We start from the raw sequence: 14879 nt of genomic DNA, 5'->3' as shown, positions 1-14879 counted from the left end.
TATTTTCGTTGTTTTCTCAGCAGACTTTTGTCGTCCAGTGCATATCGTCCGGCAGACGGCCCCACTGAATGCCTGTCAAGGTATCATACAGGCGCTGTGTCACTTCACCGATTTCACCGTTGTTAATCTGTGCAACTTCATCCTTATACTTCAGGACTCCAACCGGAGAAATAACCGCTGCGGTGCCTGTGCCAAAAACTTCCTCCAGCTTGCCTTCACGGGAAGCCTTCATCACGTCAGCGACCGGCAGACGCTCCTCAGAAACATTGTAACCCCATTTTTTCAGCAGGTCAATGCAGGACATACGGGTAACTCCCGGCAGAACCGTGCCGATGGTCGGCGCTGTATAAATTGTACCGTCAATCTTAAAGAAGCAGTTCATAGAGCCAACCTCTTCAACGTACTTCCGCTCGACACCGTCCAGCCAAAGTGTCTGGCTGTAACCTATGGATTCCGCAATCTCCTGGGAAATAAGAGAAGCCGCATAGTTTCCGCCGCACTTGATGTAGCCTGTTCCGCCGGGAGTAGCACGGACATATTTGTCCTCCACATAAATCTTAACCGGATTCAGGCCTGTCGGATAATAGGCAGCCACCGGGCAGCAGATAACCATAAATTTATAAGTATTGGACGGCTTTACGCCCAAGTGTGCTTCTGTAGCAATGCAGAAAGGACGAATGTATAGGGATTCACCCGGCTGGCTGGGAACCCAGTCTTTTTCTGTCTTGACCAGTGCCTTAACGGCCGTGATGAAGTCCTCTTCCGGTACAACCGGCATAACCATACGTTCGTTGGTGGATTTAAAACGTACCGCGTTGCGGTCCGGACGGAACAGCTGAATGGAACCATCCGGTGTACGGTAAGCCTTCAGGCCCTCAAAAGACTCCTGCGCATAGTGCAGTACAATCGCAGCGGGGTCCAGCTGCAGCGGCGCGTAAGGCACAATTCGTGGGTCGTGCCAGCCGGTGCCGGCTGTATAGTCCATGACAAACATATGGTCCGTAAAAATAGAACCAAACGGCAGCGGGTCGCCCGGGGCCGGTTTCTTCTTTGGCGTTTTTGTCAGTTCATAGCGGATCTCCTGCATAAAAAAAGCCCTCTTTCTATTGATTGCCTATTATTTTATCACGTCAGCACGCTGCTGACAAGCTTTTCAGCACATTAGGTATTATGACACAAACGCGGAGAAAAAAATGTAAAGCGTGTTACAGTTTTTGCTTCCTTTTTTCAAGAAAATGCATAAATGGGCAATTCCTTTCTGCCATCGCATCGGAACAAACGGCGCACTATTCCCTGTCTGTTCCTCTGTTTTCGCTTTCCGGCAGCATACGCAAACCTTTGGGATAATGATTTTTAAGGCGTCCGCCGCTGCATTTTCCGAACCCAACGGTGACGCCTGCAACGGAAACGCCGCAATAGCCGCGGAAGGTATCTGGCACTTCTATTTCCTCACCGCGCAAAAAAGCAAATACGCGTGGGTCATCATGAACAAGCTGCAGGCACTGCCGCAGCTGTTCCGGCCGTGATGCCAAAAAAGCCGCGTGTGCCGGCTCCAGCCGCGGCGGTGCGTTTTTGCGATGCACTGGCTTTGCCTCGCCCAGCAGAATACCCGCACGCAGAACGCCAAGTCCCTGCAGCGGCGGCAGACCTTCCGGCAGCAGGTACAGCCGTTCTCCGACTTGCGCCGGCACACCAGGGCGCGTTCCCTTGTATAAGGATGCCGCAAGCTGTTCCGCCGCCGTGGAAAAAGCTTGCCCGGATGCTGAAAAGGTCGTATCGGGTGTTTTCCCGTCCCGCCGCATGACGGCAACAAAATGTCCTTCGCCGCCATCCATGGGATAAATGCGCCGCGCAAAGCGCAGAGCAGGGCGGCCGCCCTGCAGGCCGGTATCAACCAGGTGAAAGTCGGGGTGCCGCTGCAAAAACGCCGTGACAACGCCCTCATTTTCCTCTTCAGAGAAAGTACAGGTAGAATATGTCAGAACACCGCCCGGCCGCACCGCTTTTTGCGCGCTCTCCAAAATGGCTTTCTGCCGCACCGCGCAGGCAGAAACGTGCTCTGGGCTCCATTCTTCCATAGCTTTCGCGTCACGCCGGAACATACCTTCCCCAGAGCAGGGAGCGTCCACCAGCACACGGTCGAAAAACTCCTGCAGGGCACTGCACAATGTTTCCGGTTGACACGAACTGACAACTGCATTGGGCACACCGATTCTTTCCATATTGGAGAGCAAAATTTTTGCGCGCCCACGCACCAATTCGTTGCTCCACAAAAGGCCCTGTCCGCTGAGCTGACCGGCAATCTGGGTGCTTTTCCCTCCGGGCGCCGCGCACAGGTCGAGCACCCGTTCCCCCGGCTGCGGATTGAGTGCCGTCACGGCTGCCGCGGCGCTTGGTTCCTGCATATAAAAAGCGCCGGCATGATGCAGCGGTTCCCTGCCGGGCCGGAACTCAGCTGGCACATAATAAGAAAGCGGTGAAAACGGCGCCTGCCTAAGCGGAAAAGGCAACGATTCTTCCAAAATTTTTTGAGAACACTTCAGCGGATTTCGCCGCAGGGCACGCAGTGCTGGGCACTGATATTTGGGAAAAAACTCCTCAGCTTCAGTACCTAACTGTTCCTTCATGCGCTGTATAAAAGCGGTAGGCAGCTGCAATTTTATCACTCATTTCGTATATTTTTTTCAGGACAGACCATACTACACGTTGTAAGGAGGTGAGTATCTTGGATAACCAGAATTACTCTTCTGACAAATACGAGAATTGCACCCACACCAACAGCCAGAATAAGGCACAGCAGAACGCACAGAACCGTAACAACCAGAACGCACAGAACCGTAACAACCAGAACGCACAGAATCGTTGCAATCAGAATGCGCAGAACAAAAAGGCGCAGAATGCACAGAACAAGAATTCTTCCTCTAACACAGAAGGCTGAAGCCTTTTGTAACAAAACAAACCGGGCCGGAGAGCACTGCAGAACACAATCTGCGGCGCTCTCCGGCCCCATTTTATGGGATATAAAAATTATTTTTTTCGTGTCCCGTTATTTTTGCGTTCCGCCAAGATTTCCGGCAGTGTCTTGTCCACAGGGGCAGAACTGCGAAAACCTTCTCCGCGGATTTGGGCCGCCTCGCCGGCGATAATAAACGCATCTTTATCCTCATCCTTCACCAAATCCATGACCTGATAAATCTCTGACCGGCTGACAGCACACATAAGGACTTCGCCCTCACGGCCGCTGTACATTCCCTTGGAATGAATAGCGGTTACGCCGCGGTCCACTTCCTTAAAGATACGCTGGGAAATTCCGTCCGGATACTGTGTGACAATCCACAAGATCTTTCCCCGGCCAATGTCTGAACCGTACAAGATTTCATCAATCACGTTGGTAGAAACAAACAGATAAATAACTGCATACAGGACACTTTCTATCCGACGATACACGATTGCGGAACTGATAACGACCACAACATCTACAGACATCATCAGTCTGCCTGTACTTAAATGTCGGAAGTGACGCTGCAGCAAACGCGCCACCATATCGGTTCCCCCGGTCGTAGCGCCGCGCCGAAAGACCATGGCCAAACTGACTCCTTCCAGCAGGCCGCCAAAAATGGCCGCCAGCATAGGGTCCCCTTTATAGGCTGGCAGCATGGAGCCAAACCAGTCAATGGCAAAGGAGGTCAGGAAAGATGCCACAATCGTCTTTGTCACAATTTTATAGCCAATCTCCATCAGTGAGAAAATAAAAATTGGTACATTGAGCAGGAAGGTCACGAGGCCAATGGGTAAACCGAACGCATAGTTCAGCATTGTAGAGATACCGGTAACACCGCCCGGTGCAATTTTATTTGGAGCCGTAAAAACGCGGACGGCCACCGCAAAAATGCAGCCGCTGACAAAATACAACAGTACATCCGTTATCATTATTTTTACAGTGTTTTTCTGTTTTACCGACAATTTTCCACCTACACCTCTCCCCTGTTTTCTCTGGCATTCTGCAGAACCTGAAAAAGTTCGCGCAGACGTGGCAAACGGCTCTGCAGGTACAGGTAGCCAAACAGTGCTTCCAATCCGGTTGCCGCATGATAGTCTGCCACAGAAGCATTTTTCGGAATATGATGCGTATGTGCGTTTCGTCCCCGATGCAGGACAGCTATTTCTTCTTCTGTTAATATTGGCTGCAGGATTTTACAGTCCTGTGCCTGTGCCGTGCAGCACACCTGCTGTACAGCTTTTCCGTGCAGTGTATTTACGGAACAGTTGGAATCGCAAACCAATTTTTCCCGCACAAAAAGTTCAAATACACAGTCACCCACAAAAGCCAGCGTTAGCGGGCTAAGTTTTTTGGGGTCACAGGGGATATCTAAAAAACGTTCCATGTTTCGCCTTTCTCCATCTGACACCGTGCAGAGCGTCCCTGCATGGCACTCGTACAGCATTCATTTCTTTCATTTATTCAACATAATCAAACTGTACGTCATAAATAGAAACCGTGTCGCCGTCCTGCACACCTGCTTCCCGCAGATGCTGGTCCACGCCGGTCTTGAGAAGTACACGCTGGAAATACTGCAGTGATTCATAATCGTCAAAATTAACGGACTGTATAACCTGCAAAAGCCACGGTGCCTCCACAACATAAATGCCATCCTGTTTGGTGATTTTTACCTCGCCGCGCGGAATTTCCTCCGGCTTTGTCAGCGGCACCGGATCCGGCTCATAGCGGCGGACCGGTGGCAGCTTGCTGAGTTCCTCACTGATTTTATTGATTAATGAGTCCACACCCTCATGAATAGGCGCCATAATGGGGAAGAAAGAATACCCCTGCTTCTCGATGAAATCACGGAAATCGGCAACGTGCGCTTCATCTGTCAAGTCACATTTATTGCCGGCCACAATCATAGGACGCTCCGCAAGTTCCGGATTAAAGCGGCGCAGTTCTTCATTGATAATGCGAAAATCCTCTTTCGGGTCACGGCCCTCACTGCCGGAAACATCGACAATATGCAGAAGCAGACGGCAGCGCTCCACATGGCGCAGGAACTGGTGCCCCAGACCAACGCCTTTCCATGCGCCTTCCACCAGACCGGGAATATCCGCCATGACAAAGGAACGTCCCTGCGGGAGGTGAACAACACCCAAAACCGGCGTTAACGTTGTGAAATGATAGTCTGCAATATTTGGCTTTGCTTCACTGACAACACTGACCAGTGTACTTTTGCCAACGTTCGGAAAACCAACCAGCCCAACGTCAGCCAGAAGTTTGAGTTCCAGTTGAACATCTGCTTCCTGCCCGGGCATACCCGGTTTTGCAAAGCGCGGCACCTGACGGGTTGGGGTGGCAAAATGTGTATTCCCCCAGCCGCCGCGGCCACCCTGCAGTACAACCTGTGGCTCATCGTTGGAAACATCCGCCAGCAGCCGACCGCTTGCCGCATCTTTTACCAGTGTGCCGCGCGGAACCTTCAGCAGAAGGTCCTCTCCTTTTTTCCCGAAGCAGCGTTTGCCGCGGCCGGCTTCCCCGCTCTTTGCCACAAATTTATGGCGGTACCGGTAATCCGACAGTGTTGAAATACTGTCATCTGCCTGAAACAGGACGTTTCCGCCGCGGCCACCGTCGCCGCCGTCCGGTCCGCCTGCGGCAACATACTTTTCTCTACGGAAAGAAACTGCGCCAGCGCCGCCGTCACCTGCTTTGATATGGATTTTTGCTTGGTCAATAAACATAAAAAACCTCCAGTCGGCACTGCAGTCCCCCGCAGAAAAGATAAAGAACATTCATCAGCTTGTTTGAACTTCGTCAGAAATTTATTCTGCCCGATATACAACAAAAATCCCAGGCCATACGGCCTGGGATTTACTTTGCCGGTTTACTGTTCTACTTCGTAAACGCTGACCTTCTTGCGGTCTGCGCCCAGGCGCTCAAACTTAACAGTGCCGCTGATTTTTGCAAACAGTGTGTCATCAGAACCAATGCCGACGTTCAGGCCGGGATGGATGTGTGTACCGCGCTGCTTAACCAGAACATTTCCGGCCAGAACGAACTGACCGTCCGCACGCTTGACACCGAGGCGCTTAGACTCGGAATCACGGCCGTTCTTTGTGGAACCCATACCTTTTTTATGAGCAAATAACTGAATATTTACTTTCAGCATTTTTTACACCTCTTTATTTCTCATGCAAATCTGTTTCGGATACTGTTCTTTTAGGCCGATGATATGCAGCCGCAGCGATTCCAGCAAAGGACCGCACTGCTGTGCAGCTGTATTTGAAACCTGCACGGTAAGCAGGCCGTCCTGCTCACTTACCCGGGCCGGAACATGGAGAACATCTGTTATCCCGTTTGCTGTCAGGTAAGCCGCGGAAGAAACCGCCGCGCACACAATGCTGTTCCCGCTTTCCGCGTCATTGGCATGTCCCCGAAAGGAAAAGCCAATCAGCTGCTGTGTGTCAGTATCTAAAAGAAAGCTGCACCGAATCATCAGGCTTCAATAGATTCAATCTGTACCTTTGTGTAAGGCTGACGATGGCCCATCTTGCGGGACTCACCCTTCTTCGGCTTGTAAGTCCAGATGTTAATTTTCTTGGATTTGCCGTTTTTCAGGACCTTACCCTTAACTGCAACGCCCTCGACATAGGGTTTGCCAACCTTCAGGCCGTCGTCGCCGCCAACCGCAAGGACCTTGAATTCAACGGAGCTGTCGACATCAGCTGCAAGCTTTTCGACAAAGACAACATCGTCTTTCTCTACTTTATACTGCTTGCCGCCGGTTTCAATAATTGCATACATAAACAGAAAACCTGCTTTCCTTAGACTCGCTATCGTGGGCGGAGCCATTCGGGCCCACTTATACCCAAAATATGCGGCTCTTATATTCTAACATGCCGCTTTTTATTTGTCAACTTTTGTTTTCAGTGTCTGCGCGCCGCAAGACTGTCCGCCAGCATACGCAGGAATTCCGCCTGTTCGCCGAAAACAGAAAGCGCCTGTTCCGCCTGACGGGTAAGGTCCGCGGCCACCTGACGGGCCTTCGTCAGGCCAAGCAGCGTAACATATGTGCCCTTTTCGTTCTGTGCGTCACTGCCGGTCGGCTTGCCAAGTGCTTCCGTGCTGCCCGCAACGTCCAGAATGTCGTCCTGAATCTGGAAAGCAAGCCCCAGTGCCCGGGCATAGCGGTCGGCGGCATCGGTCTGTTCCTGGGAAGCGCCGGCCAGTGCACAGCCCATATGTGCCGCCGCACGAATCATGGCACCCGTTTTTTTTGCATCGATGTCCGCCAGCTCTTCCACACGGATGTCTTTGTTTTCATTCAGTAAATCCAGCACCTGACCGGCCACCATGCCGTGGTCACCGGCGGCCTGCGCCAAAATGGAGGCTGCCTGCAATGCGCGGCTGCTTCCGACAGCGGCCGCCTGTTTTTCATCCGTCGCCACTTCAAATGCTTTGGTCAGCAGGGCATCCCCAGCCAGCAGCGCATTGGCTTCGCCGAAAGCCTTGTGGCTGGAAGGTCTGCCACGGCGTAGGTCGTCGTCGTCCATACAGGGCAGGTCATCATGAATAAGTGAATATGTGTGGACCATTTCCAGCGCACAAGCAAATGGCACAGCTGCCTGTGCGTTCCCGCCGCACAGCGAGCAGAAAGCAAGCAGCATCACCGGACGTACCCGCTTGCCGCCGGCCAGCAGACTGTAACGCATGGCTTGGTACAAAACGGCCTCCGTCAGTTGTGGCTGCTCCGGCACCAGTTCTTTCAGTTTTTCTTCCGTCAGACACGCATACTCTTTCATCTGTGCCTGAAATTCTGTCTGATTCATGTTTTTCCGCTCCCCCGGCATTTTGCCGTCATTGCATATTTTTACTTTTCGTCCTTTGTAAAAGTCAGGATACCCGCACAGAAGGAAATGCGGTGGAACGAAGCCTCTGGAAACTGTTTTGTAAAGGAAGCAATATCCAGATAATGTTCGTTCTCGTCCCAGGTACTCCCGCTTTTTTCACGGCATGCCTGCCGTTCTTTATCCGTTGGAAACATGACGTCCCCTATTAGAATACGGCCGCCGGGATTGAGTGTTTGCAGCAGTTCCCGAAGGAATACCGCTTTTTGTTCATCTGTCAGGTGATGAAACGCGTAGGTGCTGATGATATCATCATAAGTCTGCCCGGCAAGCCGCGGCGGCACACCCTTGGAAAAGTCCGCCTGCACCAAGGTAGCTTTCGGCATCTTTGGCTGCGCAGTGTCAATCATTTTACGAGAAAAGTCAATACCGGAAATCCGGCAGCCGGCGTCATACAGCTTTTTGGTAAGGACACCGGTGCCAAAGCCAATGTCCAGCACAGCCGGTGCTTTACCCGTAGTAACGGTTTTATAAATGGTCTGCAGAACGGTATGATACCCCGCAAAAGGATAGGATTCCTCCTGTTCGTTTTTGCTGACACTTTCGTCGTAGGTTTCTGCCCACTCATCAAATCCCTGTTCGTTGCGCATAAAAAATACCCCCTGTCAAAAGCAGTCAATCCGCCGTTTCGTTTTTATCTTTTCCTTCGGAAATGGTTTTCAGCTTCTGTTCGGCTGTCTGCAGTTTGTGGTAGCAGAATGCTGTCAGTTTTACACCTTCATCGTAAAGTTTCATCGTCTTGTCCAGCGGCGCACTGGCGCTTTCCAACTGCTGCACAATATCGGACAGCTTATCCATAGCCTGTTCAAATGTCATTTTCTGATTCATGCAGGTTCTCCTTTTTATCTACTGTACACAGCAGCGTTCCCTGGTCCATACGAACCTGTACCTGCTCCCCTGTGTGAATTTTTTCAGGGCTCATGAGGACTTGTCCATCTATGCTGGTCACAACGGAATAACCGCGGCGGAGCACCCGCAGCGGATTCAAATCTTCCAGCCGACCCGCAAGTACGCCCAGTTCCTGCTGGCGCAGCTGTGTCGGTTTTTCCAGCGCTTCCTGCAGGGACTGCGATAATAAGTCAAGCTGCATACGCTCATCATTCAGACGGTTTTCCAGCCCCATGTGCATAGAAACCGCTGTTTGCAGCAGTGCGTTTTTCAGCTTCTCACCGTCCGGCACAGCCAGTTCCGCCGCAGCACTTGGGGTAGGTGCCCGCAGGTCCGCGGCAAAGTCCGTCAATGTAACGTCCGTTTCATGACCGACCGCGGAAATAACCGGAAGCGGACAGGCAGCTACGGCCCGCACGACCGCTTCTTCATTGAAAGCCCACAGGTCTTCCGCGCTGCCGCCGCCGCGTCCGATAATCAGGACATCGGCACAGCTGCGGCTGCTGAAATACTGCAGCGCCTGCACCAGCTGCGGTGCAGCCCCTTCTCCCTGTACAGCGACCGGATACAAGAGAATTTCCGCCAGCGGCCAACGTCTGGCTGTTACATTTTGTATGTCGTGGATAACCGCGCCGGTCGGGGACGTAATCACACCGATTTTCGTGGGATAACGGGGCAGTTCTTTTTTGCGCTCCGCATCAAACAAACCTTCTCGGCGGAGCTTTTCTTTCAGCTGCTCATAGGCCAGTGCGCGTTCCCCCGCGCCAACCGGCTGCATCTCCTCCACGTACAGCTGATACTGTCCGGAAACCTCATAGGAAGAGATTCTGCCTCGCACCAGTACTTTTATACCGTTCTGCGGGTGAAAACGCAGCCGGCGGGCGGAGGAAGCGAACATAACCGCCTTCACTGCGCACTTTTCGTCTTTTAGGGAAAAGTACAAGTGGCCGGAACGGTAGTGGTCCGTAAAGTTGCTGATTTCTCCGGCCACATAAACGCAGTGAAGCTTTTCGTCCCCTTCCAGCAGGGATTTCACATATAGATTGATTTGTGTGACGGTCAGCACACAGCTCGGTATCATAGCAGTCCCTCCCTGCATGCGGTCAGCACCGCCACGCCTGCGGCATTGTCCGCCGAAAAAGCCGGTTCCGCAAAACAGGCTCCGTATTTTTCCGTCAGCGCCTTCCGAATAAACTGATTGGCCATCACGCCGCCGGCAAAAACCAGCGGCAGGCCGGGATGTTCTTTCAGCAGAGCCGCCGCCATGGCATCCAGCGCAGCCAGCAGACTGCACAGACAATATTTTGCCGTGTCCGCCGCCGGTCGGCCATCGCTCTGCATTTTTAGGCATTTATTTTCAATGCCGGAGAGGGAGCAGTCGGCTCCCTTCATAGAAGGATGAATGCGGAACTGTACCTGCGACTGCGCCGCCAGCTTTTCCAGTTCCGGTCCGGCCGGAAATGGCAGGCCAAGCATGCGGCCCACCCGGTCCACAGCCTGCCCGCCTTTCAGGTCCAGCGACTGTGCAAGCAGTGTGACAGTAAACGGCTCCTCTGTCCCCGGCTGAGTCAAGACTGCTTCGGTCGTTCCGCCGGAAACATGAAAAGCGAGAAACGGACGCTCAAACAAATCCAGCCGGCCGGCGGACCACAGTGCCGCGGCGATGTGTCCCTGCTGATGGGAAAAGGTATGCAGCGGCACACCAAAGCAGGCGGCCGTCTGGCGCGCCGCACCGTGCCCTACCGTAAAGCACGGCATATAGCTGCCCGGCTGTGTACGCGGGCGGGTGGAACAGCCCACCGCTTTTAGGTCCTGCAGCGGTGTCTGCCTCAAAAGTTCTTCCAGCAGGTCCGGCAGCTGCTGCACATGGTGAAAAACCGCGTCACTTTGGCGCAGGCCAAGCTCCCCTTTTTTAACGGGAAGCAGATGTTTCTGCTGATAAATTTTCCTGTCCCGAAACAGGGCCGTGCTGGTCGTATAATTGCTGGTATCAAAAGCTAAAATGTCAGGCATTCCGCGGCAGCTCCTTTGCAGCGCTTCCCAAAATGCCGTTAAGGAAAGGTGCGTCGCCGGCATCGCCGTACTGTTTGGCAAGTTCCACTACTTCATTGATGGAAACGCTGACTGGGATGTCCGCCTCCCATTTCATTTCATACAGTGCCAGCCGTGCCAGTGCCAGGCAAACACGGGACAGGCGCTTTACGGACCAGCCGCGGGCATATTTTCCGATGCACTCGTCCAGCTCTTTTTGGTGCTGCTCAACACCCAGTGCTACCCGTACGGCAAAATCGTCCACCGGCACCGGTGCAGGGCTGTCCTCTTCCTGAAAAGAACCCGCTTCATTTGCGTAATCAATCAATTCATCAATCGTGCCGCCGTTCAGGCTCTGCTCAAACAAAAGGAAGAAAGCCTGTCTGCGCGCTTCATGTCGTTTCATTAGTTACCCCCAAAAAAGAAAGAATCCTCCGCTGTGGAGGATTCTTTCTATCTGTTTCTGTTATTTTGTCAAACTCCACTAAAAACAGTATACCACGCTTTCCGGCAGAGTTGCAAGAGAAACGGCAGAAGCTGTGGTTTTCAGCCTTAAGAGGATTTTTTTTCAATCACTTTAATTTTATCGAAGGAAACGCCAGTCTGTCCGGAAACCGTGTCTTTCACCAGCAAAGCGGCATTTCCCATATTGGCGCTCCCCTCTTTTACAACTGCGCTGCATTCGCCATTTTGCACAAATACGACACAGTCGGAAAAGCCCTTTGCTTTCAGGATATTTTCCGCGTTGCTTTCCTGCAGCTCAATTTGTGCCAAAGCTGCCGACTGCTGCACTGCTTCTTTTTTCGCCGCATCATTGGAACCTGCATCGGTCAGCGTCTTTTCCAGCATCTGCGAAGCATTGTCGCGCGCTTTTTGGCGGTTTAGACGTGCTTCCGAAAAGTAATCGCTGCTGGAAGAAGCGGCCGCTTTGGCAGAAGAAACGGCGGACGACGGCGCCCGGGACGAACTGGCAGAGGATGCCTCCCCCGCATTGACCAGCTGCACCTGCCCCAAGTCGTGGGACGCGGCTGCATCTTTGGCAAGAATCTGGTTCCCGTTTGAGAATCTCCAGTTCAAATAAACAGCCGCGCCGAGCGCCACGACCAGTGCGGCCAGTACCAGCTGACGTTTTTCTACTTTCATGCTGTACTCCTCCATTCGCTTTCCCGGAACCTGTTTTCTGTCCGGATACATAATCGTTCTATATGAATATGTTTATGTGTATGCCCGTAAAAAGATGACAAGGAAAAGCAATGTCTTATGCTGATGGCACAACACATATGCGGGCACTGCTGATACCGGCCGCCGCTGAAACAGCGTCCAGTACGGCCTGCTGCACGGCGGGCTGTGAAGCGCCCGGGCAGGCGACCACCACGCCCTGTACCTTGGGACGGCGGCGGGTGACCGTCAGTGCGTGTTCGCTGCCGTCGGCATCCTTTACAATAATGCAGCTGGTTTCCTGACTGTTTGTGTTCTGTCCGGAGGAGCCCTGCTGCTGCTGCGCCGCATGCTTTTCCCCTTGCGCGTATACCTCGGTTTCTCCCTCTTCCAGCGTCACCAAAATGTGCGGCTTACCCGCCCCCTGTATCTGTCCTATTATAGAAGTCAGTTCCTGTTCCAGTGTCTGCGCATACGCGTCATCGGAAACCGAACTGGCCGCCGCGCTGGAAGCTGTTTGTGTCGTCCGCGCAGAGGAATGGCCGCTGCCGCTGAAAAGGCTGGAAAGGAACAGCAGTGCAATGCCGAGAATGCCGAGAATGAAAACTACCTTCCGCCCAGTATCATTGTTGGCCAGCTTTTGCAGAACGCCTGTCTTTTTCGCTTCACTGTCATTCAACGGTTTTCACCTCCACTTCCATGCCCAGCGACTCCCGCAGTAGAGATTCCGCACGCGCTTGATTGCTGCTGTCCGGCAGCGTTACGGTCACTTTTGCGGTATGTGAACCCTCCGCTGTACCGGACAGCAGCTGTACCTCGACTTTTCGAAAAGCAATGCCCGACTGCTGCAGCCGCACCTCTGCCATCTCCTGTATTTGCTTTTTTGCGGCATCTGTTTTCTGTTGCTGCACCAATGCGGAAAAGCTGGAAGTATTAGAAGCGGCAGAGTCCTGCAGGCTGGATAAATTCATCTTTGGAACGCCCTGCAAAAATGGACCAATTGCCACACACAGCATCATGGTACCCAGTATGAGTTTCAGCATTTTTCCCATGGAGCCACTCGGTGCCAAAATCCGTACCATGGCTGCCGCCACTGCCAGAGCGCACAGTCCGCTTGCCCATGTGCGTATCATGTGGCTCCGCCCCCCATGTTCAGCAGCACGGTACTGGAAACAATCAGTACCGTCATGGAGCACAGCAAAATAGCCAGAAGGATTTCCAGTACACTGCTGCACGCCTGCAGCAAGCCGGCCACTTCCTGCAGGGAAAACACTTTGCTGACCGCCGCGCATATCTGCAACATCATCATCCACAAAAGGCTGCTAATCAAGACCGGCAGGAACATAACCAGCAGTGCCAAAAGAATAAACGCCCCGACGCCTGACCGAAGCATTTGTATACAGCCCGTCACGGTATTCATGGCATCACTGAGCGTACCGCCCACCACCGGCACAGCACTGCTGACTACAAAGCGTGCCGCACGACCGGCCAGTGTATCCGCGCCGTCCGCTGTCAGCTGCTTCATCGCTAAAATACCGGTAAACAATGTCATGGAAAGGCCCAGCAGCCACTTAACTGCTTTGCTGAAACAGCGGAAAAGTCCAAGCAGATTTACGTCCGGCGAAATGGAGGACACAATGGCCATAGCAAGGCATATTTTCATCGCTGGAGCAAACACGCAGGCAGACAAAAGCTGTACCGCATTCCCGGCCGTTGTCAGCAAAAGCTGCATAGAAGCAGCGGAAGCCGGCCGTCCTGCCGCCGCCAAAACGGCTGCGCCAACCGGTACAGACGCCAGCGTAAAACCGCACGCCGTATGAATAACGGAAGATGCCCGCACCAGTACATTGATAACCGGTTCCACAATGCCAACACAGATGCACAGTGCCGCCACGACATCCGCTACTCCTCCCAGCGGTCGGTCCCCAAAGGACAATTTCATAGAATTGACCAGCGCACAGAGAAGGATAATGCCTAAACAGCTGCCCGCCGCATGCAGCGGCCCTTTGCCTTCTGTACCGGCCAGACCAAAGACAGCGGAAAAGAAAGTCTTGGGGTTAATATCCCCAACGCTTTGAAAATTGCTGTCATCTACACCAAGGCCGGCAATTTGCCGCCGTGTTTCTGCCGGCAGTTTTTCCGGCAGCTGGTCCGCACCGCTTCCCTGCATTTGCTGTGCATAGTACGGCGGCAGAGAAGACGTTCCCGCCGCCGTACATGGTATGCAGGTACACAAAAGCACCATGGCCGCAGCAAGTCCCGCAAAAAGGAATCTGCACCGTTTCCTCCACTCCTTGCTTTTCATACTTCCCCCTACTTTTTCACCAAAGCTGACGCAATGGACGCCACGCGTGCAAACAGCGGCAGCGCCAGTACCAGAATGCCCACTCGGCCGGCCAGCTCCACCTTGCTGGCCAATGCTGTTTCTTCGGCATCCCGGCAGGCATCCGCCGCAAACTGTGTAAGGAACACCACCCCCAGTGCGCGCAGAAGAATACCGCTGTATTCCCCGCCCACACCCGCTGAGGACAGCAAACCAGAAATCTCCCGCAGGGCAGGCAGCACCGCCTGCAGAATCTCCAGCACAATCAGCACACCAGCCGCTGTGCGCAGCACCACGGCATATTCGCTGTTTGTCCGGCGCAGCAGGGCTGCAAAGACTGCCGCCGTAAGGGCCGCGCCGATAACGCCCGCCAAATGAATACTCATAAGCCAAAAGTGGACTTAATGGTACGGAACAGAACATCAATCTGCTGGATAATCATCATCAGTACCACAATCAGTCCGGCCAGTGTCGTCATCATCGCCTGCTCCTCTCGGCCGGAGCGAATCAGCAGCTGGTTCAGCACTGCCACAATAATGCCGATGGCGGCAATCTTAAAAATCAGGTCCACATTCATGCAGCG

General features: G+C 53.2%; 21 protein-coding genes. 1 reads left to right on the top strand and 20 read right to left on the bottom strand.

The features are described 5' to 3' along the window. Nucleotides 1-16: 16 nt before the first annotated feature. Nucleotides 17-1087: a branched-chain amino acid aminotransferase gene (locus tag ACIHKT_RS03190; RefSeq protein WP_174403151.1), complete on the bottom strand. Its 1071-nt coding sequence runs from the start codon at nt 1085-1087 to the stop codon at nt 17-19. 199 nt (nt 1088-1286) lie between these two features. Beyond that, nucleotides 1287-2666, bottom strand: a complete 1380-nt coding sequence (locus ACIHKT_RS03185; protein ID WP_274380228.1) for an RsmB/NOP family class I SAM-dependent RNA methyltransferase — start codon at nt 2664-2666, stop codon at nt 1287-1289. A 59-nt stretch (nt 2667-2725) separates the two neighbouring features. Between ACIHKT_RS03185 and ACIHKT_RS03180 the strand changes: the two genes are divergently transcribed. Next, nucleotides 2726-2938 carry a hypothetical protein gene (locus ACIHKT_RS03180; RefSeq protein WP_086035507.1) on the top strand — a complete coding sequence of 71 codons (213 nt, stop codon included), beginning with the start codon at nt 2726-2728 and terminating at the stop codon, nt 2936-2938. Nucleotides 2939-3027: 89 nt separating this feature from the next. Here the strand turns inward: ACIHKT_RS03180 and ACIHKT_RS03175 are convergent, their stop codons facing one another. The 18 genes from ACIHKT_RS03175 to spoIIIAC all read right to left on the bottom strand — a co-directional run bounded on the left by ACIHKT_RS03175 (nt 3028) and on the right by spoIIIAC (nt 14873). After that, nucleotides 3028-3963 carry a YitT family protein gene (locus ACIHKT_RS03175; RefSeq protein ID WP_236849659.1) on the bottom strand — a complete coding sequence of 312 codons (936 nt, stop codon included), beginning with the start codon at nt 3961-3963 and terminating at the stop codon, nt 3028-3030. An 8-nt stretch (nt 3964-3971) separates the two neighbouring features. Further along, nucleotides 3972-4385, bottom strand: coding sequence for a Mini-ribonuclease 3 (locus tag ACIHKT_RS03170; RefSeq protein WP_174193309.1), 414 nt, complete (start codon nt 4383-4385; stop codon nt 3972-3974). 73 nt (nt 4386-4458) lie between these two features. Next, nucleotides 4459-5730 (bottom strand): GTPase ObgE, encoded by a 1272-nt coding sequence (obgE, locus tag ACIHKT_RS03165; RefSeq protein WP_086035505.1) that lies wholly within the window; start codon nt 5728-5730, stop codon nt 4459-4461. 143 nt (nt 5731-5873) lie between these two features. After that, nucleotides 5874-6158, bottom strand: coding sequence for a 50S ribosomal protein L27 (rpmA, locus tag ACIHKT_RS03160; protein WP_086035504.1), 285 nt, complete (start codon nt 6156-6158; stop codon nt 5874-5876). A gap of 3 nt (nt 6159-6161) precedes the next feature. Further along, nucleotides 6162-6485, bottom strand: a complete 324-nt coding sequence (locus ACIHKT_RS03155; RefSeq protein ID WP_086035503.1) for a ribosomal-processing cysteine protease Prp — start codon at nt 6483-6485, stop codon at nt 6162-6164. Then, nucleotides 6485-6793: a 50S ribosomal protein L21 gene (gene rplU, locus ACIHKT_RS03150; protein ID WP_086035502.1), complete on the bottom strand. Its 309-nt coding sequence runs from the start codon at nt 6791-6793 to the stop codon at nt 6485-6487. Before rplU ends, ACIHKT_RS03155 begins: the two co-directional genes overlap by 1 nt. Nucleotides 6794-6915: 122 nt before the next feature. Beyond that, a complete protein-coding gene (locus tag ACIHKT_RS03145) occupies nt 6916-7818 on the bottom strand; it encodes a polyprenyl synthetase family protein (protein ID WP_174193311.1) in 903 nt (300 codons plus the stop codon). A gap of 41 nt (nt 7819-7859) precedes the next feature. After that, entirely contained in the window at nt 7860-8486 is a 627-nt protein-coding gene (locus ACIHKT_RS03140) for a class I SAM-dependent methyltransferase (RefSeq protein WP_404352737.1), read from the bottom strand. A gap of 25 nt (nt 8487-8511) precedes the next feature. Continuing rightward, entirely contained in the window at nt 8512-8724 is a 213-nt protein-coding gene (gene xseB / locus ACIHKT_RS03135) for an exodeoxyribonuclease VII small subunit (RefSeq protein ID WP_086035499.1), read from the bottom strand. Then, the gene (xseA, locus tag ACIHKT_RS03130) at nt 8702-9865 is read right to left on the bottom strand and encodes an exodeoxyribonuclease VII large subunit (protein ID WP_404352735.1); all 1164 of its coding nucleotides are present in this window, start codon (nt 9863-9865) and stop codon (nt 8702-8704) included. Before xseA ends, xseB begins: the two co-directional genes overlap by 23 nt. Further along, nucleotides 9862-10797 (bottom strand): peptidase M22, encoded by a 936-nt coding sequence (locus ACIHKT_RS03125; RefSeq protein ID WP_086035497.1) that lies wholly within the window; start codon nt 10795-10797, stop codon nt 9862-9864. Before ACIHKT_RS03125 ends, xseA begins: the two co-directional genes overlap by 4 nt. Further along, on the bottom strand, nt 10790-11221 hold the full coding sequence (gene nusB, locus ACIHKT_RS03120) for a transcription antitermination factor NusB (RefSeq protein ID WP_174193313.1): 432 nt from the start codon (nt 11219-11221) through the stop codon (nt 10790-10792). Before nusB ends, ACIHKT_RS03125 begins: the two co-directional genes overlap by 8 nt. Before the next feature lie 146 nt (nt 11222-11367). Continuing rightward, on the bottom strand, nt 11368-11958 hold the full coding sequence (locus ACIHKT_RS03115; protein WP_086035495.1) for a SpoIIIAH-like family protein: 591 nt from the start codon (nt 11956-11958) through the stop codon (nt 11368-11370). Nucleotides 11959-12073: 115 nt separating this feature from the next. Continuing rightward, entirely contained in the window at nt 12074-12652 is a 579-nt protein-coding gene (locus ACIHKT_RS03110) for a hypothetical protein (RefSeq protein ID WP_086035494.1), read from the bottom strand. After that, entirely contained in the window at nt 12645-13106 is a 462-nt protein-coding gene (locus ACIHKT_RS03105) for a stage III sporulation protein AF (protein ID WP_086035493.1), read from the bottom strand. Before ACIHKT_RS03105 ends, ACIHKT_RS03110 begins: the two co-directional genes overlap by 8 nt. Further along, entirely contained in the window at nt 13103-14278 is a 1176-nt protein-coding gene (locus ACIHKT_RS03100) for a stage III sporulation protein AE (RefSeq protein WP_086035492.1), read from the bottom strand. The genes ACIHKT_RS03105 and ACIHKT_RS03100 overlap by 4 nt, the downstream gene beginning before the upstream one ends. 8 nt (nt 14279-14286) lie before the next feature. Beyond that, nucleotides 14287-14682, bottom strand: a complete 396-nt coding sequence (locus ACIHKT_RS03095) for a stage III sporulation AC/AD family protein (RefSeq protein WP_236849660.1) — start codon at nt 14680-14682, stop codon at nt 14287-14289. Continuing rightward, the gene (gene spoIIIAC / locus ACIHKT_RS03090) at nt 14679-14873 is read right to left on the bottom strand and encodes a stage III sporulation protein AC (protein ID WP_086035491.1); all 195 of its coding nucleotides are present in this window, start codon (nt 14871-14873) and stop codon (nt 14679-14681) included. The genes ACIHKT_RS03095 and spoIIIAC overlap by 4 nt, the downstream gene beginning before the upstream one ends. Nucleotides 14874-14879 lie beyond the last annotated feature (6 nt).

This window comes from Caproicibacterium sp. XB2 (assembly GCF_044880635.1).
Classification (GTDB): domain Bacteria; phylum Bacillota; class Clostridia; order Oscillospirales; family Acutalibacteraceae; genus Caproicibacterium; species Caproicibacterium lactatifermentans.
Note: the sequence above shows the minus strand (reverse complement) of the source record. Positions and strands in the feature narration are given on the sequence as shown.